The sequence below is a fragment of the Corynebacterium callunae DSM 20147 genome, assembly GCF_000344785.1.
In the GTDB taxonomy this organism is placed as follows: Bacteria; Actinomycetota; Actinomycetes; order Mycobacteriales; family Mycobacteriaceae; genus Corynebacterium; species Corynebacterium callunae.
In genome coordinates, this window is the sequence record NC_020506.1 from 1131649 (window position 1) to 1156751 (window position 25103).

Here is a 25103-nt window from a genome sequence, read left to right on the forward strand (position 1 = left end):
CGCGGGAATTAAATTCACGATTGCGCTTTTCGACGCCGCCCCTCACTCAGGACCACCGCACCCCGGCGGGGTGCTGGAATGTGCCAAACCTCATAGTCAAATCTGGAAAGTGACCTAAGGGTAAGCTACCCCCGCGCATATTTTTGAGTCTCTCTATAGAAACTCTGATCATAATGCTGTGACCTGCTTGAATCTAAAAATTTTAGAAAGGGGAGGAGTGTGGCCCTTTATTTTGCGGCTTAGAACTTTGGTATGAATTGGGGGTAGGTCACACTTTGAAGCTTTTGGCTCAAGATCACCCCAAAATCCTTTGGAGAAAGCATTTGTATCATGCAAAACTTATCTGGTGATTATCATTGCAAGCGTTGTTCTCCTCCTCGTTGGCGCAATGTTGGCAATCCTTGCCGCTGCGCTGCTTAGTGCCGGCGACCCTTATGGACGCATCTCCTACTATTTCGGTATACCGGATGAATATAACTTCACCGCCTATACCTTCCGCTTTGTGGCATTCTTCCCACTCATGCTGTCTGCAGCGATGGCAACCACCTTCTTTGGTGTGTGGGCAATGCTGATTATTCCCCTCGGCTATTACCCATCTTTGATGATGGTGCGCCAGCACAATAAGCAAGTTGCTGCGATGTGGGAATTCATCTCAGTTAATGCCTTTGTGGAAACACATTCTCCACTCGTTTAATATCCAATCCTTTTTAGCCACCTACCCCAAGGCGGGGCAGGTGGCTTTTTTATTTAGGGACTAACCTAGAATTCATGTCTTTCCCAGCTCAGCATTTTTCAGACGTAGCCCTAGTAATTGAAGGCGGGGGCACGCGAAATGCCTATACCGCAGCTGTTATAGATCAATTTATTGAGCACAATATTCACTTTGGCTGGGTGGGCGGCGTCTCTGCTGGATCTTCACATGTGGTGAATTATCTTTCCGCAGACCGCTTTAGAACTGTGGCGAGTTTTGTAGATTTTGCAGCAGACCGCAATGCCTCGGGCATTCGCCCGTTCCTGCGGGGCCGGGGCTACTTTAATGCGGAATATATTTATGAAACCGCCCCCGGTCCAACGCAGCCTTATCCCTTTGATTTTGCAACCTTAAGTGCAGATCCCACTCCTTTCCAGATTTCTGCGGTGCGTGCTGATACTGGTGAGACCGTGTACTGGGGCAGGGAATCGGCAACGGATCTTAACTCACTGATGAAGCGGGTGAGAGCATCTTCCACCATGCCTGGCTTTATGCCACTGACTTATATTGATGGCGCACCCTATGTTGATGGTGCAGTGGGTGAGACCGGTGGCTTGATGCTGCAGCCAGCTATCGATGCAGGATTTAAAAAGTTCCTAGTGTTGGCTTCCAGGCCACGTGAATATTGGCGCCCAGAAATTGCGCGGCCCGGGTTTATTAGGGCAGCGCTGCGGAGATATCCTGCGATTGCAGCTGCCACCATTGGCCGGCCTGCGCTCTATAACGCCACCAAGCAGCGCATTTTGGAGCTCGAAACAGCAGGCCAAGCCTATGTGTTTTTCGCAGAGGATATGAAGATCCAAAACACTGAAATCAACTTGGCCAAGTTGCGTGCCACCTTTGATTCAGGAATGCGCCAAACCAAGAGGGATTGGCCCGCCATGATGGATTTTTTGCAAGCCTAAAAATCCAGGCCTAGATCATCACAAAGGTGCTTGGGCCATTGCGAAACCTCCGCTGGGGTGGCGGCGATGCGCAATTGGGCATCATTTAATAAGCGGGTGAGTTCCACGGCGGTGGAAACCGGGTGACCGGGATCGTCCACCCAACACAAGATTGTGGTGGGCACATTGATCTGGGCGATTTCTTCGCGGGTGGGAAGATCACTGGCTGCCGCACCGCGATAAGCCCAAGGTAGTAGTTCGATTGGAACATCGGGAACGGTATCAGGAACACCGACAGTAGCTGGAGGCTTGGCATTTAATTGCTCGGCTCTAAGCAAAGCATCCATTCCATGCGTCTCAATAAATTCCGCACGGGAGAGGTAATCAGCGCCCTGAGCTTTACGAGTATCCCACGCCGTAGGTGGCAGCATGAGGGTTAATCCACTAAAAAGTGAAGGCCTGCGAACTGCTGCATGCAATAACGTGGCGCAGCCCATTGAAGGTCCAACACCATGGACCTGTTCCCCCGGAAAGTAGTGATCAAGTACGGCGAGTAGGTCGTCGCAAAGCGTCTCCCAGTTGTAGTCCTGCGCGCGTTGCCGGCCGGTGGATCGGCCGTGCCCACGGGCGTCATAACGCAAAAGGCGGGTGCCTGAAAGGCCCCGTCCGAGGTCGAGGTCTAATAAGCGATCGCGGTCGCGCGAGGAGGTCAGGCCGTGTAATTGAATGACTGGATGGCCGTGCTCATCGCTGTAGGAAAGGGAAAGTGTGGCACCGGGGACCTCAAAGGTACTGTGCTCTAGCGGCGTCATGATCGCTCCAATCAGCAGGCCAATTAACAGGTTTCTGTCGAATTATAGATATTTAGCTTATGATAGCGCTATGAGGCTGACACATGTAGACCAATTGAAACTTCCCTTCGGAAAATTACATAGCTACCACGTTCGCGCCTCCGCGCCGGGCGAGGCTGTACCAGTGTCCTTTGACCAGGGCAGGCACGTCGGCGCCGGCGAGCGCCCTGGCAGCTGGATGGCTATTAGTATTTCATTGCCTAAGGCCATTAGCCACAAAGAATTAGAAAAAGCTTGGCTTAATGTCATCGAACGCCACGGCACCTTGCGCACTACTTTTAGCACCGGACCAACCGGCAAAGTGCAGGCACATCGCATTGAAGTAAGCCCGGGAAGTTGGGTGGAACATCCCATCGCCCCCGGTGAATCCATTAACGATGTGGTGCGCAGCGTGCTAAACCGCCAGTGCTCGCCATATTCCCGGCCTTCCCATAGCTTGTGCATTATTGATGCCGCACCACGTCCAACGGTAATTATCGGCAGTGACCACTCCCATGTGGATATGTGGTCAATGCTGGTCATTGTGCGTGATCTGATGGCTACCATTACAGGCTCCACGATTACTGGTGCAACGCTGCATGAAATGCCATTGTCCTTTGAGGAACACACCCTTGAGCTGCAGCAATCGCCACCGGCTCCGCCAGAAATTCACCAGCGGTGGAAGGAAATCCTGGAAGCTGGCGAAGGCAAGATGCCACGATTCCCGCTGCCATTGGGTAATACCGTCACCATGACCGAGCGTGTTGAAGTCCGCGATATTTTTGGCGTTAATGACCTAGCTATTTATTCTGCTCGCGCGCGTAGTGAATCCGTGAGCACGTTGTCCATGACCACCTCAATCATGGCTGAGGTTACCCAGGAAATTGCCGATCAACCCTTACGCGCAGTCTTCCCAGTGCACAGCCGTTTTGATGAGCGTTGGCACGATAGTGTGGGCTGGTTTATTACCAACTCCGTTATTGAGCTCACCGCTGCAGGGCCCAAAGCTGCCGCAAAGTCAGTGCGTGAGGCCGTGCAGCTGGGCAGTTATCCGCTGGCAGAAGTTTTGAAGCCGTGGGGAGGCATGCCCGAAACCTCAGGCATGCTGGCCATTTCTTGGCTTGACCTGCGACGCCTGCCGGTAAGCATTGACGATATCGGGCTGGACGCCCAGTATGTCAGCGCCGCCACCCGCACCGATGGCGTGATGATCTGGTTTATTCTGGACCGCTCCGGCGCGCATCTGCGCTGCCGTTACCCGGACACCACCGAAGCCCGCGCCAATGTGGGACGCTGGCTAGACGGCATTGTGGCCCGCATGCGCACCATGGCAGCAGGCGTGCAATTGACTGAGGAGTTCCAGCTCAGCCGTGGTCACCGCGAGGACCTCCCGGAGATCGCGCGCCTGTTGGGCAATGGGGAAGCAGCACCTTTGGAGGCTTTGGAGACCGCCTTTGACGTGCTCACCCATGAGTCATCACATTTCCTCGCCGTGGTCCGCGACCGCGCTGGAGCAATAGTTGCCACCATGCAATTGACCATCGTGCCAGACCTTGCGCACGGCGGTGGCCTGCGCCTTGACGTGGAAGGCCCGCACGTAATTCCCGAGCTGCGCGATAGCGGACTGAAGGAAAAAATGCTGGCCTGGGCCGAGCAACACGGCCGCGCACGCGGGGCGCGGGTTGTCGAAACTGCAGCTATTTAACGCTTTTCGACGAGGTGTTGAGGTATTCGTAGAGGCTCTGTTCCACCGGAGTCTCGAAACGCAGATCCATACTCACTACTGGAAGCTCGGCTCCTTCTTTTCCAGCCATTACTTCTTGTTGGCTGTTTTGAGAATGAGCCTGGCCCAGGTAAAAGAAGTCTGTGCCTTCCTGATCATCCTTTTTCACAAACACATAAATAGGCATGCTGTTTGAGGTAATCGATAAGACTTCAGCGCTTTCTAAAGTCCGTTTACTCCTGGAATACCAGTGCAAGGTCTGTGGATCTTTAAGCTCATCCCCATAATTTGTACTGGCAGAGACATCCTCGGATTTGTGATAGGTGACAAAGATCGGGCAGGTCGAGGAGAAGCGATCTACCTTGTAACCATAAATTGTGCCTTCATGATTCTTTTCCCAGTTGAGAATTCGGCACACATCTTTGCGGGTGTATCTTTCGCCAACAATGAGTTCACCAGCCCAAAATCCACTATGGCGAGAGGTATAGAGCCCGGTCTCGATGATGTCTAAGACGTGGGCTTGGAAGCTCTCGGAGGCGTGCTCTGGCCTGGTTACTTCTGGACTTGACTTGAAAGCATTTTGGAATTCTGGAGCTAAGAAGTAGGTGTCTCCAACTTTGCGGATAAGAGGGTTTTCTCCGTATTTCTGCACCTGTTGGGAAGTAAAGAATTCCAAGACTAAAATCCGCTCGACGGAGCTAATGGTTTCATTGTCGTTCTTGGTTAATTGAGAGGCAAGGAGTTCGCGGTACTCCGTGACACTGAGCTGGCCAAATTTAAGGAGCTCTCGGAGCAGCAAGAGCTCATGGGGCCTCTTGCCATTGAGCAGCTCATTGGTGAGCAAAGTGAGGAAGTTTTCTTCCATTTTGGTGGGAGCTACGTCAACTAGTTTCAAAGAAAATAACAGCGACCAATAATTTTTATACTTCGAGGCAATAACTACTGGATCAACCGTATTAAAACGAGCAAGATCCATGAGCTGTGGCAAGTGGTTGAGTCGATCTTTTAGCTGAAGAATGTCATTTTTGAATTCTGCCTTGGTTTCCAGACGCGCCCGTTGGAGGGATTCCAAGATTCGTGCTTGGGCAATAGGATCAAAATTCACACTGGATACGCCGGCAAGAGTTCCTACCGTCTCATTGTCGATCATGCGTCGGCGAATGCTGTCTTTATTCCTGGAATTGTCGCCAAAAAGCGCGATAGGGATGAGATAGTTATTGTCGTAGTTTCCAATAAAGTCAATAACCCGGAGATGGTCTTTAGCAGGAGATTTTCTTAGACCACGACCCAACTGTTGGGTAAAAATAATACTGGACTGGGTGCCTCTGAGCATGACAATTTGATTGAGTGAAGGAATATCAATTCCCTCATTAAAAATGTCGACGGTCAGGATATAGTCCAGCTCGCCTGCTTCCAGTCGTGCCACCGTATCTTCACGCTGAGAGATGGAATCATCACCGGTCAAAGCCGCAGTTCGCAACAGTTTGCCATTCAGCATGCAGTGATTGAGCAAGCGGGAAAGCTCATGTGCTTCATCCTTCTTGCTGCAGAAAATTAAGCCTTTCACGTGTTCTGGGAAGCCATATTTTCTCAGGGATTCAACAATGTGTTTGACCCGTTCTTCACTCACCAGGGTGCTTAATTTGCTGAGGTCCGAAATGGTTTCATTATTGATGGTGAAGTCCGTGACTCCGTAATAGTGAAAGGGGACCAGCATATCCTCTTCAAGTGCAGCTTTAAGTCGGATTTCATAGGGAACGTTGAAATCAAAGAGCTCAAAGATATTAAAGCCATCAGTGCGTTCGGGCGTTGCACTCAAACCCAAAAGGAATTTAGGGGTGAGGTAATCCAGCAGTCGGAGGTAAGACTGGGCGCCGGCACGGTGGACCTCATCAATGATGACTAGATCAAAAGCATCAGGTGCGATCTTCTTGAGAGTGGATTCTTGAGTCAAAGATTGGATTGTGGCAAAAGCATAAGGATGATCTAGCTGCTTTATAGATCCAGCGATCTTGCCAAAACGGTCCTCTGGCTCTTCTAAGACCTTGATAAATTCTTGGCGTGCTTTGTCTAAAATCTGCTCGCGGTGCACCACAAATAGCACACGCCTGGGTTTTAACATGCGGGTAGCGAGAGCCGCCAGAATGGTCTTTCCAGTACCAGTCGCAGAGATGATCAAACCGCGAGATTCGCCTCGATTAACCAACTCCAGAAGTGACTCTAATGCTTCTTCCTGCATCTTATTAGCCACGATGCGGCCAGAATTGGAAGTCTGCTCTAAAGGAAGGCGAGTGGAAATCAGACGCTCAGGAGCGCGTCGATTAGCTTCGTATTCGCGAATCCAGTCCTCAGTGAGCGGAATTGACCTTTGAAGTTGCATTCCAATTGCATTGTCCAACTGGAATGCAATATCGCCATCGGGACTGGTGGAGAACTTAAGATTCCATTCTCGATTTACAACGAGAGCTTTCTCAGTAAGGTTCGAGCTTCCCACCAGGGCTGTTACTCCCAGATCATGGTTAAAGACATAACCTTTGGAGTGGAATCCATCATCTTGATGGATAAAAACTTCAACGTTGTCCAAGAGCATGAGCTCTCGAAACATTGATGGATCATTGAAGTCTAGATAACGGGACGTGATGATCTGCCCAGTACCTTTAAAATCAAGCAATGCTTGCTTCAGGAGGGCAATACCGGTGCTCGAGATAAAAGCCACCGAGAATGTAAAAGTGCGTGATCGCCGAAGCTTCGACTTAATGGCGTGCAGCATGGTGTCGGGTGGATCATTGGAAATCAAAAGGGGATTTAGAAGCTGTTGTGAAGATATTGAACTATCTAAAAACCCAAATTGGGTGTCTTTCCCCAGTGCACTTTCAAAGGTAGTCATGCAGACAGTTTTTCCACGATGATATTGACTGCCGGGATATCCGCAGGAGCCCACTCAAGGGAATTCATCTCTGCTGGGGTGACCCAGCGGATCTCAGCATGTTCGGTTAGTTTAGGTTCGCCAGCTTCAATGGTGCAGAAGTAGGTGGACAAGATCACGATGCCGAAATCATATTCATGTTCTGTCGTTGTGACGTGGTCGCCGATCGTGGCAGTGCATTTAAGTTCTTCTTGGAGCTCGCGAGCTAATGACTCTTGAGGAGTTTCGCCTTCCTCAGTTTTTCCACCAGGAAATTCCCAATAGCCGGGAAGTGACATTTGAGGACCGCGCTGTGCTGCAAGGATCAAGTTATCCCGCATGAGTACTGCGCCGGTTACATTAATTCGCTTCTTCACTATTCTCCTCCGAGGTACCGTTTAGAAAGGTCCATGCTAACACTTGAAAGATTGCAAGCATGCGGTACAGAGAACATTTAGAAAGTCGTATCTTAAATTTTTAGACTAAATGTTTGATTCCGTATTCGTATGTCCGGGGTCTATTCTAAGCTGCCTTTATGCCTGCTTTAGATTCGATACAACTCGGCGAGGAAGTTCGCGCAATCACCAATAGTTTCTTGGAAGCTGTACAACAGTTTCTGGAGGAAAGAGCCAATTCTCTATTGGCTTCTTGTGAGCGAATGAGAACGGCAAGTTCAATAGAAGATCTCGAAATCGCAGTTGAAAGTTCCTGCATTACGCTTGAAGAACAAGCTGAATTTTTTGATGAGTTGTTCATTGAACTTCAAAGGGAGCTTTTCGAAAAAGAAAATTCCGTAATTGAAGCAGCTTGGGAGGCTGCAGATCTTGAACTGAGCAGCGAATGCGAATCAATTGAACTCTCTGCCGAAAATGTGCGTGATTTGTTGGAGGCCGCAATCGTCGATTGTCGAAAATTCTATGGATATGCCAAGTCTTCGATGCCGACAAATGAAGAATTTGAAACTCAATTGCGAAAAGTAGTTAGTGTTCATCGTCGTCATCTCTTGGATTGGTACAGGCTCAATGCAAGTATCGAAAGTCTTGAAGATCGGATCGTTGCAGCGGAAATTAAGAGCTGGCTGGACTATTTAGCAGAGACAGCACGACGTCTTCAGATCAAAACCAGAACGGGGCCCAAAGCCCCAACTCCGGTGTATATCGAATTCGAACCTGAAGTTTCCGTTCTGGACCCCGTAGATTCTGAAGCCAAAGTGAACCTCCAACGTCCTTCCCTAGAGATACCCAAGGGCCGGAAGACTAGGGCGAAAAACGTCATGGTCGAGAAATCACAACCTCAGTCGAAACCAGAAGAAGAACTCTGCGTAGAAAAGCCATTTTCGAGTGCATACTTGGATTTTTTGAAAGATGACTATTACAAGTATCGCCAGATCTGGAATCGATATTCTCAAGATATTCGAAATAATGCTGAGCGAAATAAACTGCATGAGCTTTTGAATGTTATGAATGCGAGAAGATCATCACTTGCAAAGTGGGAAAGGGAACAGAGTTTCTTGGGATCAAATCCTGAGTCTCTCAAGAAAGAATTTGCATGGTTCCGTGAGACCAAAAAATCTGAACCACCTCAATCTGAGACACAGAAGAAGATGATTGCAATTCTTAAGGACTTAGATAAGAACCCCGGGCACCGGGTTACCGCGAGATTTGGTGAAAATCTAAATCGAAAAATTTTTCTTACTGCCGGTAGAGAAAACCCGAGAGCAAAAAAACTTATCTAAGACGACCAGTATCACCTCACATGCCGAACCACCACAACAGTTCTCTTAGCTAATGCTCCAGGGAGTTCGTCTCGGGATAGCAATGCGAGCATTTCGGCGGAGCCTTCGGCATCAAGATGCTCAGTCGGTTCGTCGAGAAGCAAAATGGGGGCGTCACTTAACAGCGCACGTGCAAGCAGCACCCGGCGGCGTTGACCGCCGGAAAGGCTATGTGCTCCCTGGCGTAGCACGGTGGAAAGTCCCTGTTCCAGGCCGTTGACCCAGTCGCTCAAGCCCACGGCCTCTATAACAGCAAGCATGTCTGAGTCTGTGGCGGTGGGTGCGCCGAGGGCTAGGTTATCGCGCAGGGTGGTGGCAAAGATGTGGCCGTCCTCCGGGCTGAAAAGCACGGTGCCAGCAAGATGAGCAGGGGAGATGCCGTCGATCTCTACGGATCCAGCGCGGGGAGTTAAGAAACCGGCGAGGGTAAGCAAAAGCGTGGTTTTACCGGTGCCAGAAGGTGCGATTATCTCGTGGCGGGAGCCGAATGGGAGGTCTAGATCGCAGGTTCCAAGATCGGAATCCCAGCCATAAACCAGACCATGGGCCCGCAGATGTGGAGTGGCGGAGGCAACTCGCAGGGCAGGTGCCTGTTCCACTGGAATTTCCGCGATCTCTGCCAATCGCTGGGCAGCGCCGGCAGCACGCGTGCGGGCGACGGCAGCATCAGGCAGCAAGGACACTGACTCAAACGCAGCCAAAGAAAGCAACACCAATACGCCTAACCACTGTGGGGAATAGGAATCGCTGCTATAAAAACCACCTGCTACCAGTAACACTGCAACAACGGTAAAACCGTGCAGCCAGATGGAACTAGCGGCTCCAATGGCCGTGGCGCTAGCGCCGGATTCATCGGCAGCAGCATAGGCGGTGGCGGCGCGATCAGCAGTAGCCAAGGCCTGAGGCATCTCGCCGCGTACTCGCAAACCGGCTTGATCAACTAAAACGTGGTCAATGGCGGAGGTGTATTCGGCAAACGCTGTGGCACGGTTTTCCTCAGCAAGGCGTACCCCGCGTGCTGCCAAAGCGGGGGGAATTATGGCAGCGAGAGATAGGCCAAGCAGCAAAACCAGCGCGACGGCCCAGCTCAAAAGGCCAGCAAAAGCAATGGCTAACACGCTGGTCAGTGCCGCAACACCAGTGGGCACGATGGTGCGGACAATCACATCAGAAAGTGAATCAATATCAGCACCCAGCCGGCTTAAAAGCTCACCACGTTTGAGGGACATTGCCTGTGCCGGAACTGCGGCTAAACGCTCATAAGCAGCAGCTCTGGTACGACTTGCCACATTAAGTGCTAATTTATGGGAGACAATGCGCTCGATATATCTAAACAGTGCGCGGCTAATGCCCAAGGCTCTAACAGCAGTAACTGCCACCGTGAGATCCATAACCGGTGGCATCTCCCAAGCCTTGGTGATTAACCAAGCAGAAACCACAGTCAAGGTGATTGACGCCAGCATGGTGACAGTGCCAGCCAAAATAGGTGGGACTAGTTCCCGGAAGCGAATGGGGGAGAGCTTATTCATTGCACATTCACCACCACATCAGCAACTGCTTTAAAGAGAGGATCGTGGGAAACCACAACCACAGTGGCCCCTTTATCAGCAGCAAGGCGCAAGCGCTCGATGATGAGTTGGGCATTTTCTGGGTCGAGGTGTGCGGTGGGCTCATCAAGCAAAACCAAGTCTGCAGGCCCACGGGAAAGCTCTCTATCAAGGGCTAAGCGTTGACGCTGGCCAAGTGAAAGCTGGGAATTATCGCCCACTAACTCTGCATCAAGTACGGGGCGTTGCGGTAAATAGGCACAATGCTTCCACAACTGCTCGCCTTTAAGCTCTTGACCAGCAGAATCAGCCACCTTGATGTGACCTGAGATTCCAGATGTGGCAAGCCCCAAAATTGCTAAAAGTGTGGTGGATTTACCGGAGCCATTTTCACCCCACAGCACGGTGAGCGCGCCGGGGTGAGCTGCAAAGCTCAAGTTTGATGGGTGCACACCATCGCGCCCCTGGGCGCTTAAACCGCTGACTATAAGGCTGAGCCCTCCGCTGACGTGGTTGGCTGCGGGGGAGGCGTCGATAAGCGGGGTTGTTTTATTAAGAAGTGTGAGGATTTCATCGGTGGCGATGAGGCCATCTTGGGCGTCGTGGAAGCGGGTGCCTACTTCGCGGATGGGGTTATATACCTCGGGGATGATAATGAGGACGCTCAGTCCGATGGCAAGGGTGAGCTCGCCGTCGAGGAGGCGGAAACCGATGCCGACAGCTACCAGCGCCACGGAAAGGGTGGCCAAAAATTCCAGCACAAAACTGGAAAGGAAGGCGATTTTTAGTACTCCCAAAGTGGATGTCGCGTGGCTGCCGGAAAGTCGGCGCACTTCAGTGGCCATTTCGCGGTGGCGACGGAAAATGCGCAGAGTGGGCAGGCCAGCGATGAGGTCGAGGAGTTGATCGCTAAGTGTGGCCAGATCGCGCAGGCGTTGCTCAGTGCGGCCGGCGGTCAAGGTGCCAACCAGCCACATAAAAAGCGGAATGAGCGGCAGAGTAAAAACGGCAATTAATGCAGAGCCTAAATCAAGGCTTAAAATAACCGCCAAAATTAGGGGAGTGGCGATTATCGTGGCCGCAAGCGCGGGCAAAAATCCGGTGAGATAAGGCCCCAAACCATCCAAGCCCTGGGAAAGCCGGATCCGCCAGGCTGCCTGATCAATGTCACGCGGATCCATGCTGGCCAGGTGTTTAAGCGTTTTTGCACGCAGATCCACAATGGTTTTTGCGGCTGCCTGTTGCGCATAACGGGTATGCAGCCAGGTGAGGGCGCCGCGGATTATCACCGCTGCGATAAGGTAGACCACGGTGCTCATAACAAGGCTTGAGCCTGGATTTTCAATCAGTGCCGCTGTTGCAGAACCCACCAGTAGGCCGATTGCTACGGTGCTTAAGGTCTTGGCGGCGCTGAGCACGCCAGCCAGCACCACCCAGTTACGGGTGGTGCGTGAGACCTTTAATAAACGCCAATCAACCGGGCCGCGGAAGGTGGGCTTTTCTAACTCTGCCGTCTCACTCACGCCACTACGCCTGCTGAACTTGCTGTACCTGCTGTACCTGCGCTCTCGGCGCTAAGTGGTGGGGCGCTAATGCGCTTTCTAAATACCCAATAGGTCCAGCCCTGATAAAGCAGCACCACAGGCACCACAAATACCGCTGACCAGGTCAGAATATTTAAGGTGTAATCGCTTGACGCTGCGTTCCAAATATCAAGGTCAACACCGCCGGCCAGGGTAGTTGGCATAACGCGAGGGAAGAGCGCGCTAAACATCAGCACCGCCACTCCAAGCACAGCCACTGAGGTTGCTCCAAAACCTAGGAAATCTTTGCCCTTAATCAGCCCAAACCCGCCGACTAGTACCGCCACAATGATCAATAGCGCAATAATCCACGACCATTGCTTGCCATAAGACAACGCCGTCCACAGGGCAAAGGGGGCGCCCAACACCGCACCAAGCGTTACGACGCGGCCCGCCACCCGGCCGGCATCGGTGCGCACCCGACCTGCGGTTTTGAGGCGGATAAAAGCAAGGCCGTGCATGCTAAAGAGGGCGGTAAAGGCTGCCGCGCCAAGTAGAGCATAAGGATTAAAAATCTCCGGTAGTGCAGCTGCCGCATCAATGCGGTGATCTGCCTCGATTGGCATGCCACGCACAATATTGGAGAAGATGAGACCCCACAGCAGCGCTGGAGCCCAGGAACCGATAAATACCGCGCGGTCAGACCACTTAAACCAGCGGGGATCATCAACCTTCTTGCGCCACTCCAAACCAACCACGCGCAAAATTAGGGAAACGAGGATGAGGAAAAGTGGCAAATACATTCCAGAAAATAGGGTGGCGTACCACTCTGGGAAGGCGGCAAAAAGGGCGCCGCCAGCAGAGATCAGCCACACTTCATTGCCATCCCACACTGGGCCGATGGTTTTAATAACCGTATTGCGTGCGTCTTTATCCTTGCCGATGACGGGAGCTAGAATTCCCACGCCAAAATCGAAGCCCTCCAGCAGAAAATATCCTGCAAAAAGCACGGCGATAACTATGAACCAAAAAGTATTAAGATCCATGATTACTTCTGCTCCTGGTTTTCGCTTGTCAGCGCACTAAAACGCAAGGGGGCGATGGGCAAATCCGAACCAACTGGGGTGGCAGGTCCGGTGTGATCACTTTCAGTAGGGCCAGATTCTGCAGGCGGACCGAGCAAAACAGCGCGTCGAATCAGCCAGAACCACACCACAAAGAGCACCAAGTACAAGATGGTAAATCCAATGAGCGTGAGCCACACTTGCCAGGTGGCATGGTCAGAAACACCCATATCCACCGTCATACGAATCATCTCCGTACGGGAATCACCTGCGGAATCCGGATTGGGATGTACCACCCAAGGCTGGCGACCCATTTCCGTAAACACCCAACCTGCGGAGTTAGCCAGGAAGGGGAAAGGCAAAGCTGCCAGGCTGCCGATCTGGAAGAGACGCGCAATCTTGCCCTGTGGGGTGCGCTTTTTACGAAGCAAAAACCACGCGATTGCAGCAATTGCCAACGAACCCAGCATCAGGCCAATCATGGCGCGGAAAGACCAATAGGTGACAAAGAGGTTAGGGGAGTAGTTGCCCGGGCCATAAAGTGCCTCAGCCTGGGCTTGGAGATCCTTCACACCTTTCAACGTGACACCGGTGAATTTTCCTTCTGCCAAGAAAGGCAGCACAAAAGGAAGTTCCAGCAGGTGGATGACGGAATCGCAGTTATTGTGCGTACCGATAGTCAAAATTGAGAAATTGGGATCAGTAGTGGTGTGACACAGTGATTCAGCCGAAGCCATCTTCATCGGTTGCTGCACAAACATAAGTTTGGCCTGCGCATCACCGGTTAGACCAAGGCCAACAGAGGCCAACACAGTGGTCCACCAACCAACCCACAAAGCAGGTCGGTGCATGGAGTGACGATCTTCCTCAGGAATACCGGCCTTTTTAGCTTGGACCTTGGCACGAATCAGCCACCAACCGGAAATACCTAGAACAAAGGTGCCACCTGTTAGGAAAGCGCCAGCAACTGCGTGGGGGAAAGCAGCAAGAGCAGTGGAATTAGTAAGCAAAGCCCAGAAATCCACTAACTCTGCGCGGCCGGTTTCCGGATTGAATTCTGCGCCCACCGGATGCTGCATAAATGAGTTGGAAACAATGATGAAGTAGGCCGATACATTCGTGGCAATAGCGACGATCCAAATGGAGGCAGTATGCAGCCAACCAGGGATTTTACCCCAGCCGAAGATCCACAAACCTAAGAAAACTGATTCCAAGAAGAAGGCAACCAAGCCTTCCAAGGCAAGCGGCCCGCCGAAAACATCACCGACAAAGCGGGAATATTCCGACCAGTTCATACCAAATTGGAACTCTTGGACAATGCCGGTAGCGACACCAAGTGCAAAGTTAATAAGTAGAACAGTGCCAAAAAAACGAGTAGCGCGATACCAGTGTTCTTTCCCTGTGACCTGCCAAAAGGTTTGCATTAGCGCAACCAATGGAGCCAAGCCAATTGTCAAAGGAACAAAAATAAAGTGATAGACGGTGGTTATGCCAAACTGCCACCGTGCGATGTCGACGACATCCACAGTTGGAACTTCCCCTCGTGGGTAGGTTGATTTAAATGACAACCAAGGACATGTGAGCCTCGGGCGGTCTATAAGAGATTTGTCGGCAGGACCCTTGGTAGAGTTCCCAAGCAATTAGGTGCGCTGTGGAAATCAGCCCCGAAGGAGGTCAATCCTCTTTTCTAAATTGTCTTAGATCACGGGGTAATCACAGCATAGCGAAAACATGCCCCAGAAAATGAGGTCTTTCAAAGCTGAGAGTCACCCGTTAGGTTTTGAGGTACGTAGCAGACCATAGACACGTTCCCTGTTGATTCCTTCCGAGAGCTTTAAGGGCGACCCATGAATTTCCCCCGGGCATTATTGGCTGCAGCTGTGGTTGCAGCAACTTCTTGTACAGTACTTTTGCCACTATCTTCGGCACAGGCTGCCACTGTGAAGGTAGATGGTGACCTTTGTTTTATCTCCATTGGGGTGCAGGATATGGCTGCAATTCGGGCCGAGCTTCTACAATCCGATCCTTTGCGCCTGGAGCGGATTAAAGCTGTGATTCCTGGCATTGATCCGGAATTGAACCTAATAAGTTTGGAATTGAGGGCTCAGGCACTGGAGCGTGGAACCATAAAGATCGAGGAACTTAGTGTGGCTGGGCAAGAGGCCTGGTCAGATTTTTATTTGACAGGTAGGCAAGCTGGATTTACCCAAAATGATCTTTCCGCCTTGATCATTTCCATTGCAGCTCCGGAGTTCTTAGCGGTGCAATTAGATAGAGAATTCACCCCAAAGTTGGTGGGGGAGAACTCAGTTTCCCGTGTTGACGCTGCCGAGTTTGTTCTGCAGCTAGAAGGTTATCCCGCAGGTCTTGGCGTTGATCTAGCCAACTCTAAGTACTTTAACTACGCCATAACTACGCAGGTCAAAAACATCCTTGCTCCGGGTGTGAGCAGCTTTGAAGTGCTGGTAGATGGAGTAACACAACCCTATGACGATTGCGCAGCGGGACGATCGGAAAATCCAGATAATCCGTTTAACACCGGTGGCGGTAGCTCTTTCGGAAGCAGCTAGTAAATAGAAAAATGCTCAGTGCAAAAAGCACTGAGCATTTTTTGGTCTTAACTAGAAGTTTTAACTAGATACGGATCGGCTTGATCTTAAGCGTGACGCGGATTTAGTTCCTCATAGTTAATTGGTGCAATCGCTTTTGGACGACCACTAACAAAGTAGAGGACGGTCATAACAACCAAGAACCCAACGCCAACAGCTAGTGGTAGGTGGTAATCGGCGTACCACACCATGATTCCGAAGGTGAAGGCGATGAACGCAATAGCAAAGTATTGGCCAAAAGGATAAAAAGGCACAGGGAACTTTAGGGAACTGACTTCTTCAGCAGACATCTTGCGGCGTGAAGCTACCTGCGCGAGCAGAATCATCAGCCAGACATACACAGTGGCAAAGGTGGCCAGAGAAGCGACAATCTCAAAGACACGCTCTGGCAGCACAGCATTTAGCACGACACCCAAAATGAGCACCACGATCATGATGGCAGTGGTCATCACTGGTACACCATTTTTGGAAATCTTGCCCATGATCTGTGGTGCGAGGTTCTCCTTTGCAAGGCCAGTAAGGACGCGGCCTGCGCCAAAGAGGTCAGCATTAATAGCAGAAAGGGCAGCGGTAATAACCACAATGTTAAGCAAAGCAGCAGCCCAGTTAACTCCCAAGGTGTCAAAAATCTGAACGAAGGGGGATTCTTCGCCAGTAATAGACTGCCAAGGGTTCAGCGCCAAGATAACCAGGATCGCGCCTACGTAGAAGAGCAAGATGCGGACTGGAACAGTGTTAACAGCTTGTGGGATGGACTTTTCAGGATCTTCAGCTTCAGAGCCAGCTACACCGATGATTTCAGTGCCACCAAAAGCGAAGAGCACCAGAATAAAGGCTGCAATCATGCCTTCGACGCCGTTAGGGAAGAATCCGCCGTGCTCCCAAAGGTTAGATACACCAGAAACTTCGGTGTTGGTTCCAAGTCCAAAAGCCAAGATGGCGGCGCCGCCGATAATCATGGCAACAACTGCGGTGACCTTAACAATGGTGAACACAAATTCCAGCTCGCCAAACCAACGAACTGAAGCCAAGTTAGCTCCGCCAACGATGAGCAAAGTGGCTGCAACCCAAATCCACTGTGGAGTGTTGGGGAACCAGAAGCCCATATAGATGCCAACTGCGGTGAGGTCAGCTAGACACACAATGAGCATCTCGAAGGCGAACATCCAGCCGGTGATGTAGCCGGCCCAACCTCCGAGGTGTGCGCGGGTATAAACCGCGAAGGAACCGCGAACGGGGTGGTGCACGGCCATCTCGCTGAGTGCGCGGAGCAGGAAGTAGACGACAGCGCCGCCTAATAGGTAAACCAGCAATACTGAGGGGCCAGCAGCTTGGATGGCTCCGGCGGAACCATAGAACAAGCCCGTGCCAATTGCCGAACCCAGCGCGATGAAGTGAATGTGGCGTGCTCGCAGCCCTTTATACGTTTGGGTTGGAGCAGGTGAAGCATTCAACGTCATGCTGACCTCTTTTCAGTTAGGGTGATCGAATTTGAACGCAGATCACATTACTCTGTTCCCGCCAAAAAATAGTGGTCGTATAGTTTGCCAACGTTTGGCCACGTGGAGGGAAAGGACTCAAAATAAATCAATAGTGTGCCAAGTCACCTATAAACCCATAGAAATTGCCAATAGTGGGGTAGATATGACCATTTTTGGGACAAAATTGTGAACTGTATCCCATTTACCCAGCTCAGGTACTTCTTGTCGGAGGCTAATTAATAAGGAGCTCTGGAGTTTCGGGGAAATATAGCGTAGCTTAGAGGAACAATGAGAAATACCGAGAACGTCAACGGCGACGTAGAACAGCCGAATAACGTAATTTCGTCGGAATCTCAGGAAACCCCGCAAGGTGACTCAGCTTCAGCTGACTTCGCTCTCGAAACCCCAAACAACAATGTTGCAGGCACCACCGTGTCTGAGGGTAGCGAAGAGATCACCAGGGTTGCGGATAATTCTGAGGACGCCGACTCTGCTACTAAGGCAGACAACGCGAGCAATGTAATCAATGAGAATGTGAACGAGGACTCCTCGGAAGATGTAACCCCATCTTCAAACGAGTCATCCTCTACGGAAGCCAAGACTGGCTTCGATGCACTCGGATTGCCAGAGCAGATTCTAGCTGCTGTGCGCAAGGTAGGTTACGAGACTCCTTCCCCCATCCAGGAACAGACCATCCCGATCCTTATGCAGGGTCAGGACGTAGTTGGTCTAGCACAGACCGGTACCGGTAAGACCGCAGCTTTCGCGCTGCCAATCCTTTCCCGTATTGATAAGTCCATGCGTACCCCGCAGGCATTGGTGCTAGCACCTACCCGTGAACTTGCACTGCAGGTTGCGGATTCCTTCCAGTCCTTCGCCGATCACGTTGGCGGCGTTAACGTACTGCCAATTTATGGTGGTCAGGCTTATGGCATTCAGCTTTCCGGCCTTCGTCGTGGTGCCCACATCGTTGTTGGTACCCCAGGTCGTATCATCGATCACTTGGAAAAGGGCTCCCTGGATATCTCCAGCTTGCGCTTCCTCGTGCTTGACGAAGCTGATGAGATGCTCAACATGGGCTTCCAAGAAGATGTGGAACGCATCCTCGAAGACACCCCAGATGACAAGCAAGTTGCTTTGTTCTCTGCAACCATGCCAAATGGTATCCGTCGTCTCTCCAAGCAGTACCTCAACAACCCTGCTGAGATCACTGTTAAGTCTGAGACCAGGACCAACACCAACATCACCCAGCGCTTTATCTCTGTTGCACACCGCAACAAGATGGATGCTCTTACCCGCATCCTTGAAGTAACTGAGTTTGAAGCAATGATCATGTTCGTGCGTACCAAGCACGAGACTGAAGAAGTTGCTGAAAAGCTGCGCGCGCGCGGATTCTCCGCAGCTGCCATCAATGGTGATATTGCTCAGGCACAGCGTGAGCGCACCGTCGATCAGCTCAAGGACGGTCGCCTAGACATCCTTGTTGCAACCGACGTTGCTGCCCGTGGCCTTGACGTTGAGCGCATTTCCCACGTGCTTAACTACGACATTCCAAATGACACCGAGTCCTACGTTCACCGCATTGGCCGTACCGGCCGTGCAGGACGTTCCGGCGAGGCAATCTTGTTCGTAACTCCTCGTGAGCGTCGCATGCTGCGCTCCATTGAGCGTGCAACCAACGCACCGCTTACTGAGATGGAATTGCCTACTGTTGATGAGGTTAACGACTTCCGCAAGGTTAAGTTCGCTGACTCCATCACCAAGTCCTTGGAAGACAAGCAGATCGATATGTTCCGATCCTTGGTCAAGGAGTACTCCCAGGCTAATGATGTTCCTCTCGAGGACATCGCTGCAGCTTTGGCTACCCAGGCTCAGTCCGGTGACTTCCTGCTCAAGGAGCTCCCACCAGAGCGTCGTGAGCGCACCGACCGTCGTCGTGACTTCGACGACCGTGGTGGAGATCGTGGCGGACGTGGACGTGACCGTGACCGTGGAGATCGCGGCGACCGTGGCGATCGTGGTTCACGCTTCGACCGTGACGATGAGAACCTGGCAACCTACCGCCTTGCAGTTGGCAAGCGCCAGCACATTCGCCCAGGTGCCATCGTTGGCGCCCTGGCAAATGAAGGTGGACTTAACTCCAAGGACTTCGGCCGCATCACCATTGCAGCTGACCACACCTTGGTTGAGTTGCCAAAGGACCTCCCACAGAGCGTTCTTGACAACCTGCGCGACACCCGCATCTCCGGACAGCTCATCAACATCGAACGCGATGCAGGCGGACGCCCTCCTCGTCGTTTCGAGCGCGATGACCGTGGTCCACGTGCAGATCGTGGCGAGCGTGGCGGTGACCGTGGTGGATTCCGCGGTGGCCGTGACCGCGATGATCGTGGTGGACGTGGCGGTGACCGTGGTGGATTCCGCGGTGGCCGTGACCGCGATGATCGTGGTGGACGTGGCGGCGAGCGCGGCGGCTTCCGCAGCCGTGGCTCACGCGACTAGTTAACATGCTTTAAGGCCCGTACTTCATAATTTGAGGTGCGGGCCTTTTGCTTGTTTAAAAGATTTAAAAGACACTATCGACGAAAAACCTGGTGGTTTAGCCGATAGTGTCTTTTTGCATTTAGACCTTGAGAAGATCCCGCAGATTTTGTGGAAGCAGTGATGGAGAGATCATTCCATTGTTAACTGCACCGGTAAATAGACCGCCTAGCGCTGCGGCTAGCCCACCAAGAGCAGCAATAATTCCAATGAATTTCAGCAACCCGTTGTCTGCAGAGGAATTTCCCGTTGCTTCCGCAGGGGAGTCCTCTTCATTGGTAGTAGAAAGAGTTACTTCGCCATTGGCATAGGAAACCTTTACGTCTGAAGCTCCTGTAACCTCAACGGAATCAAATTCGCCCTCAATAGCGGAGGCCTGGAGTACCGTGAAACCTTCAGCAAGATCCGCGCCAGCGGGAAGTGTAACTTCCAAAGTGCCGTCGAGATCAGCAGTGCCCAAGTTTTCTACTCCGGTACCGTCAAGTTTCAATGTTGCATCGTCTTCAATTGCTAAATCACCGGTTCCAAGTGCATTAGCGGTGGTAGCTACCAAAGTGCCGCCTGCAAGAGTGGTACCGCCGGTATAGGTGTTTTCACCAGACAAAGTCAGCTCACCAGATCCGTCCTTGGCCAAAGAACCTGCACCTTCGATGTCATTTTGCCAATTGTCAGCCGCAGAGAATCCACCATCTTCGGCGTTCATGGTGATCGCAACATTGGTGTTGAATGCTCCATAGCCTGCTTGAGCTGCAAAGAGATTAAGTCGACCCCAACCTTCTTCGTCGTTGACCACAGGATAACCAGATTCAATTCCGGTGGAGTGCAAAACCCAGCGACGCTGCTCATCATCTAGATAAGGCAGGCGGGTTTCGAGGAGAGCTTCAGCACCCTTAGGTACACGCATTGTTTCGGTGGTATCGCCAGTTTGAGTAAACCCAAAGGTGAGGTATTCGGTGTACTCAGCTAATTGCTCGTCATAAGTACCTTCATTAGCAATAATGTCGGCCTGGTTGCTGATCCACGTCTGACCGTCGACAAGCGCTTTTGCTTTGACCTCGTCGAGGGCAGCATCGTTGAGTGCACCTGCAGTGATGGCGGTGGAAAGCACCCGGCCGCCCATTACATCCAAGGGAGAGTGCATACCGAGTTGGACGCGGCTGGTGCCGATTTCAGCTGCAGTTAAAAGGAGCTCATCATACTGCTGGGGAAATGCATAAGCGAGTCCATTAACAGCCATATGGCCAGCACTGGTGTGCCCGGATGGGAATCCACCATCAGAGGCAGCTTCAGCTTCATCCTTTCGCAATGAGTAGGCATACTCCGGCATATCTACACCTGCACCCCATGATCCTGCCTCAATAGAACCAGTCCAGCGGTAGGGACGTGGGTACTGGAAGTAAATCTTGGAAGGATTGGATGAAGCGGAGTGTCCGCGGATTGCTTCGATAAGCTGCACGGTGGACCCTAGTTCACCATCTGAATCGGCCCAGCTGCCGTTTGTATTGCCACCATCTTCTTGCTTGGTTGTGTAGGCCTCGGCAGGCACGGTATCTGGAATGGTTGTGCCAGCATTAACTGCGGCCCGATAAGCCTCGGCGTAAGCTCCCAAACCATCCGTAGCGGTGTAGTTCTGGTTGCGGCGGTCAATTACATATGCGCGCACTTGCTCTTCATCGCTTGCTGCGGTGGAAATGTCAATGGATTGCTGAATATTTGAATCGAGCACTGTCGGATTAGCTTTAGTGCCATTGTTTCAGGTGGTTCCAGGAGTCCACAATTCAAACATGCCGGACAAAACACCGATGCCAGCATTGGTTTCTGCACTTTGTAGTGAGGTGTTATTGGTGTTCCAGCTATCTACAAAGTAGCCATGTGGGCCAGCGTGAGGTGCAATCGCAGTTTCGTCGAGTAGCGCGGATGTTTGTGCAAAAGCTACTGGCTTTACTGCAGTAGTTGCAATGAGGGTGGTGCAGAGCAAAATGCCGCGGGAGCGGCGCGAAGTTGAATTCTTCATGGAACCGTTTCTTTGTAATCGGAGTTATCCAAACCTATAAACCGTGGTCATGAATGAGTAGGAAAAGCAGCTATTTAGTTTCCAACTGGTTCAGCGGTGGGCAAGTTCTGTGGATTAGATAAGCATGAAATCGATTGCCTAGGGTGAAAACAAATGTTCACACTCCGAACTGGCAATCTGTTTCAACTTATGGAAATTAGATTTCCTCCGGGTTAAATCTCAAAGATCATCCCATTAACTTCGTTTTTGCCCAGTGAAACATTTTTCAATAAGCATGCTTTAAAAGGAAATGTCACGCAAAGATCGAGAGGAAATCATCTTTGCCTCAATAGAAGTCATGCCAACCATGCGCAGCATTGCAGTGGCAAAGATTTCATCATGTTTTTCCATCGGTAATATTGGCGAACCCTTAAGCCCGAGATCAATCGCTGAAACCAAAGCTCCAAAGGTGCAGGAGGTGGCAAGATCAAGATCGTCAATCTTAAAGCGACCAGCCTCGAGACCGCGGAGCAGATCACGGCGGGCACGAGGTCCAAGGATTCTGGTTAGTAGGGGGTGTGTGCCGCCCATTTGGACTACAAGGTCACCCCAGACACGGTCGTTCAGTGAATACCTAATTAAATGTCTAAGGGATGCAGCATAAACCTCGGCGGGATCTTCAAGGGTGCTTAGTGCCGTATCAAGTGCATCGCCTAAGGATTCAAATGAATCTTTGGCAACTGCTTCTAGAAGTTCTTCGCGGGAGTGGAAATAGTTATAAAAGGTTCCTGTTCCCACATGGACTGCCTCGGTGAGCTCAGCAATCGTAATATTGTCAAAGCTGCGCTGTGTCATCAAAATTCGAGTTGCGTTAATTAAGCGGGCACGAGTTTGTTCTTGCTTTAGGCTGCGTCCCTTAGTTGTGCCACCACTTTTAGCGGCCGATGATTCGGCATCAAAATACTCTGTATCGTGGTGGCTCATACGTGAACCCTAGCGGTTCTGTTGTTATGTAGATATGGGGGTTGAAATAGGGGGTAAAACAACGGTGTTTTAAAGCCTAATACTTAGCAAATGCTTAACAAAAGGTCTCTCTAGCAGCGTAATCTTGGGAAAAACTTAGAAAAGCCAATTCGGCAGAAAATTGCCGAAAAATTCATTTAGCACCCCCAACGTAGGAGTAAAAGTGGCATTAAATTTTGACCATCACACCCTTGGGCAGAGGGTTTATTTTGGGGCGGGTCGCGCCAATGAATATCTCAAAGCGGCTCTCAAAGATCTTGACTCCAAGAAAGTTATGGTTATCGCCAGCGGGTCAGCGCTCCGCGCAGCACAGGAAATTGCCGCAGGCGTTGAGGTTGCGGTCTGGCATAGTGACGTTGTTATGCACGTGCCTTTGGCCTCGGCAGAAAACGCAAGAGCAGTAGCTGCAAAACGTGATATTGATGTTCTTGTCTGTGTGGGTGGGGGATCAGCCACTGGCCTAGCCAAAGCCATTGCCCTAACCATGGGAATTCCTATAATCGCGATTCCGACCACCTATGCAGGATCAGAAGCAACCAATGTGTGGGGTTTAACGGAGGATTCTCGAAAAACCACTGGTGTAGATAATAAGGTACTGCCCACAGTCGTCATTTATGATTCTGAGCTCACGCTTTCACTGCCGGTAGAAATGTCTATTGCCTCAGGGTTAAATGGCCTGGCACATTGTATTGATTCTTTGTGGGCACCGCGCGCAGATCCCATTAATGCAGCCCTGGCTTTGGAAGGCATCCGAGCGTTGGCTGCAGGCTTGCCTAAAATTATGAACAATCCACAAGGAATTTCCGGGCGCGATGAGGCACTCTATGGGGCATACCTTGCCGCGGTGTCATTTGCTTCCGCAGGTTCTGGGCTTCACCATAAGATCTGCCATGTTCTAGGAGGCACCTTTAATCTGCCCCATGCACAAACTCATGCCACGGTACTGCCGTATGTCTTAGCCTTTAATGCACCTTTTGCACCAGAGGTAGAAAAGCGTGCAGCCACAGCATTGGGTAGCAGCACTGCGCTGGAAGGATTGCAAAAATTGCGGACGCAGCTTAAGGCACCCCAGAAATTAACTGATTATGGTTTTAGTGCTGCCGGAATTCCGGAGGCGGTTTCAATAATTTTGGAAAACATTCCAGCTAATAATCCACGTCCCGTTACTGCAGAGAACCTCACCGAGCTGTTAGAAAAAGCTTTGGTGGGAGCGGAACCAGCTTAAAACCGCCACCTCCGCCGCAGTGTTGAAGCCACGCACTGCGGGGCGGCGTCGATAAGCATTAAAAAAACCCGCACCTAAAAAGTGCGGGCTTAAAGACGTGAAATTTTAGATGAACATCAAAACTGCGATGATCACCCAAAGTAGTGCCCAGATACCAGCGAACATGGAGAGCTGGCCCTTGGCTTTGTCCCAATTGGCTACCTCGTAGGTCTTGGCAGCTTGCTCATCAGCCTCGAGCAGGCCAAGAGCGCCCATCATCTTCTTCTGACGTGGGAAAATAACGAAGAGCAGCAGACCCCAGGCAACAACGCTGAGCGCGATAGCGGCGTGGAATTGACCCTCGGTCTTAAAATGAGACCAATTCAGCAGCATGATCGCAATGCCCAAGAGGGGAACGAGCAAGGAAAGCATGCCATAGGACTGGGAAATCTTGAATAGGGTTTTAGCAGAACCCTCCGACTGCTTATTGCCGTTGTGGGCATCAAGCGCGCGGACATGGAACTGAGAAGTGGCAACGGTGGCTGGGCCGAGGAAGAGGATCGCTGCAAGAACGTGCAGGATAACCATGATAGTGGTCACGGGCTGGTGGACCTTTCAATTATTAATGGGCAATAACAATGCTTAATAACTAGCCTAACCAGCCACCTAAAATTTCGCGAACCCACATTGCTTTTGCGCAATGCGCACATCGGCAGCAGGCAAGGGGAGGTGGTAGGCATTGGCCACCCCAAAGAGCTTTTCGACGTACCAACATCGCACCCGTGGATTTTGGGGCAACCACTCGCTGGGCAGCTGATCGCCCTTTGTTTGATTTTGCTCCCGAGACACCAGCACCAAATTGATTGGGTCATTGGCAAAAGTAATTCTTTGGGCAGCTGTCCAAGAATGTGCGCCCAAATCCCAGGCAGCGCTAAGTGGGAAAATATGATCAACCTCTGCATTGTTGAGGTCTAGCGGGGCGCCGGAATAAGGATCAATTGTACCCGCCTGAGCAACAACGCCCTCACGCACGCCTGTGAGCCACCCACCAAACATGGCGTCACGATCATAACCAATGACAGTGGCGCGTTGGTTGACCTCTTTAACAGCCGGCAGATCAGCTGCAGAAGTGCCGAGATCCCAGCTGAGGTAGGGAAGCACACTAAAAAGTCCCAGGAGAATACTAAAGGTGGCGAGTAACCGAGTAAATGTCTTCACATTCTGGTTAGACTCGCCACCTACTAGATGGGG

20 protein-coding genes are annotated in these 25103 nt (G+C 51.4%); 7 read left to right on the forward strand and 13 right to left on the reverse strand.

What is annotated here, in order from left to right:
* The first annotated feature begins 346 nt into the window (after positions 1-346).
* Positions 347-694 (forward strand): hypothetical protein, encoded by a 348-nt coding sequence (locus H924_RS05405; protein ID WP_015650954.1) that lies wholly within the window; start codon positions 347-349, stop codon positions 692-694.
* Between the two features lie 74 nt (positions 695-768).
* Entirely contained in the window at positions 769-1656 is an 888-nt protein-coding gene (locus tag H924_RS05410) for a patatin-like phospholipase family protein (protein WP_015650955.1), read from the forward strand.
* On the opposite strand, the gene H924_RS05415 is transcribed toward H924_RS05410, so the two are convergent.
* The gene (locus H924_RS05415) at positions 1653-2450 is read right to left on the reverse strand and encodes an alpha/beta fold hydrolase (RefSeq protein WP_029703148.1); all 798 of its coding nucleotides are present in this window, start codon (positions 2448-2450) and stop codon (positions 1653-1655) included. The genes H924_RS05410 and H924_RS05415 overlap by 4 nt on opposite strands.
* Before the next feature lie 214 nt (positions 2451-2664).
* Between H924_RS05415 and H924_RS05420 the strand changes: the two genes are divergently transcribed.
* Entirely contained in the window at positions 2665-4170 is a 1506-nt protein-coding gene (locus tag H924_RS05420; RefSeq protein WP_211208121.1) for a condensation domain-containing protein, read from the forward strand.
* On the opposite strand, the gene H924_RS05425 is transcribed toward H924_RS05420, so the two are convergent.
* Positions 4163-7075, reverse strand: a complete 2913-nt coding sequence (locus H924_RS05425; RefSeq protein ID WP_015650958.1) for a DUF3427 domain-containing protein — start codon at positions 7073-7075, stop codon at positions 4163-4165. The two genes, H924_RS05420 and H924_RS05425, sit on opposite strands and share 8 nt — an antisense overlap.
* Positions 7072-7470, reverse strand: coding sequence for a (deoxy)nucleoside triphosphate pyrophosphohydrolase (locus tag H924_RS05430; RefSeq protein ID WP_015650959.1), 399 nt, complete (start codon positions 7468-7470; stop codon positions 7072-7074). Before H924_RS05430 ends, H924_RS05425 begins: the two co-directional genes overlap by 4 nt.
* A gap of 158 nt (positions 7471-7628) precedes the next feature.
* Between H924_RS05430 and H924_RS05435 the strand changes: the two genes are divergently transcribed.
* Positions 7629-8828, forward strand: a complete 1200-nt coding sequence (locus H924_RS05435; protein WP_015650960.1) for a hypothetical protein — start codon at positions 7629-7631, stop codon at positions 8826-8828.
* An 11-nt stretch (positions 8829-8839) separates the two neighbouring features.
* On the opposite strand, the gene cydC is transcribed toward H924_RS05435, so the two are convergent.
* The 4 genes from cydC to H924_RS05455 are packed head-to-tail and all read right to left on the reverse strand — an operon-like array spanning position 8840 to position 14527.
* The gene (cydC, locus tag H924_RS05440; protein WP_015650961.1) at positions 8840-10396 is read right to left on the reverse strand and encodes a thiol reductant ABC exporter subunit CydC; all 1557 of its coding nucleotides are present in this window, start codon (positions 10394-10396) and stop codon (positions 8840-8842) included.
* Entirely contained in the window at positions 10393-11937 is a 1545-nt protein-coding gene (locus H924_RS05445; protein ID WP_015650962.1) for an ABC transporter ATP-binding protein/permease, read from the reverse strand. The genes cydC and H924_RS05445 overlap by 4 nt, the downstream gene beginning before the upstream one ends.
* Positions 11934-12983, reverse strand: a complete 1050-nt coding sequence (gene cydB / locus H924_RS05450; protein WP_015650963.1) for a cytochrome d ubiquinol oxidase subunit II — start codon at positions 12981-12983, stop codon at positions 11934-11936. The genes H924_RS05445 and cydB overlap by 4 nt, the downstream gene beginning before the upstream one ends.
* 2 nt (positions 12984-12985) lie before the next feature.
* The gene (locus H924_RS05455; protein ID WP_015650964.1) at positions 12986-14527 is read right to left on the reverse strand and encodes a cytochrome ubiquinol oxidase subunit I; all 1542 of its coding nucleotides are present in this window, start codon (positions 14525-14527) and stop codon (positions 12986-12988) included.
* Between the two features lie 321 nt (positions 14528-14848).
* Between H924_RS05455 and H924_RS05460 the strand changes: the two genes are divergently transcribed.
* On the forward strand, positions 14849-15571 hold the full coding sequence (locus tag H924_RS05460) for a hypothetical protein (RefSeq protein ID WP_015650965.1): 723 nt from the start codon (positions 14849-14851) through the stop codon (positions 15569-15571).
* Between the two features lie 86 nt (positions 15572-15657).
* Here the strand turns inward: H924_RS05460 and H924_RS05465 are convergent, their stop codons facing one another.
* A complete protein-coding gene (locus H924_RS05465) occupies positions 15658-17064 on the reverse strand; it encodes an amino acid permease (protein WP_029703145.1) in 1407 nt (468 codons plus the stop codon).
* A 315-nt stretch (positions 17065-17379) separates the two neighbouring features.
* Between H924_RS05465 and H924_RS05470 the strand changes: the two genes are divergently transcribed.
* Positions 17380-19593 (forward strand): DEAD/DEAH box helicase, encoded by a 2214-nt coding sequence (locus tag H924_RS05470; protein WP_015650967.1) that lies wholly within the window; start codon positions 17380-17382, stop codon positions 19591-19593.
* A 121-nt stretch (positions 19594-19714) separates the two neighbouring features.
* On the opposite strand, the gene H924_RS05475 is transcribed toward H924_RS05470, so the two are convergent.
* The 3 genes from H924_RS05475 to H924_RS05480 form a co-directional block, all read right to left on the reverse strand.
* The gene (locus H924_RS05475; RefSeq protein WP_245533904.1) at positions 19715-21358 is read right to left on the reverse strand and encodes a phosphatase PAP2 family protein; all 1644 of its coding nucleotides are present in this window, start codon (positions 21356-21358) and stop codon (positions 19715-19717) included.
* Positions 21359-21385: 27 nt separating this feature from the next.
* Positions 21386-21646: a hypothetical protein gene (locus H924_RS14550; protein WP_245533905.1), complete on the reverse strand. Its 261-nt coding sequence runs from the start codon at positions 21644-21646 to the stop codon at positions 21386-21388.
* A 279-nt stretch (positions 21647-21925) separates the two neighbouring features.
* Positions 21926-22609 (reverse strand): TetR/AcrR family transcriptional regulator, encoded by a 684-nt coding sequence (locus tag H924_RS05480; protein ID WP_015650968.1) that lies wholly within the window; start codon positions 22607-22609, stop codon positions 21926-21928.
* Positions 22610-22811: 202 nt separating this feature from the next.
* Between H924_RS05480 and H924_RS05485 the strand changes: the two genes are divergently transcribed.
* Complete coding sequence (locus tag H924_RS05485) at positions 22812-23873, forward strand: maleylacetate reductase (protein ID WP_015650969.1); 1062 nt, start codon at positions 22812-22814, stop codon at positions 23871-23873.
* 105 nt (positions 23874-23978) lie between these two features.
* On the opposite strand, the gene H924_RS05490 is transcribed toward H924_RS05485, so the two are convergent.
* Positions 23979-24452, reverse strand: coding sequence for a hypothetical protein (locus H924_RS05490; protein ID WP_015650970.1), 474 nt, complete (start codon positions 24450-24452; stop codon positions 23979-23981).
* A 66-nt stretch (positions 24453-24518) separates the two neighbouring features.
* Complete coding sequence (locus H924_RS05495; RefSeq protein ID WP_029703143.1) at positions 24519-25070, reverse strand: GmrSD restriction endonuclease domain-containing protein; 552 nt, start codon at positions 25068-25070, stop codon at positions 24519-24521.
* Between the last annotated feature and the right edge of the window lie 33 nt (positions 25071-25103).

What these genes read in the sequence shown, in the direction of transcription:
- H924_RS05410 (WP_015650955.1), top strand. Translation starts at nt 769, where the DNA reads ATGTCTTTCCCAGCTCAGCATTTTTCAGACGTAGCCCTAGTAATTGAA.
- H924_RS05420 (WP_211208121.1), top strand. Translation starts at nt 2,665, where the DNA reads ATGGCTATTAGTATTTCATTGCCTAAGGCCATTAGCCACAAAGAATTA.
- H924_RS05425 (WP_015650958.1), bottom strand. Translation starts at nt 7,075, where the DNA reads ATGACTACCTTTGAAAGTGCACTGGGGAAAGACACCCAATTTGGGTTT.
- H924_RS05435 (WP_015650960.1), top strand. Translation starts at nt 7,629, where the DNA reads ATGCCTGCTTTAGATTCGATACAACTCGGCGAGGAAGTTCGCGCAATC.
- cydC (WP_015650961.1), bottom strand. Translation starts at nt 10,396, where the DNA reads ATGAATAAGCTCTCCCCCATTCGCTTCCGGGAACTAGTCCCACCTATT.
- cydB (WP_015650963.1), bottom strand. Translation starts at nt 12,983, where the DNA reads ATGGATCTTAATACTTTTTGGTTCATAGTTATCGCCGTGCTTTTTGCA.
- H924_RS05460 (WP_015650965.1), top strand. Translation starts at nt 14,849, where the DNA reads ATGAATTTCCCCCGGGCATTATTGGCTGCAGCTGTGGTTGCAGCAACT.
- H924_RS05470 (WP_015650967.1), top strand. Translation starts at nt 17,380, where the DNA reads ATGAGAAATACCGAGAACGTCAACGGCGACGTAGAACAGCCGAATAAC.
- H924_RS14550 (WP_245533905.1), bottom strand. Translation starts at nt 21,646, where the DNA reads ATGAAGAATTCAACTTCGCGCCGCTCCCGCGGCATTTTGCTCTGCACC.
- H924_RS05480 (WP_015650968.1), bottom strand. Translation starts at nt 22,609, where the DNA reads ATGAGCCACCACGATACAGAGTATTTTGATGCCGAATCATCGGCCGCT.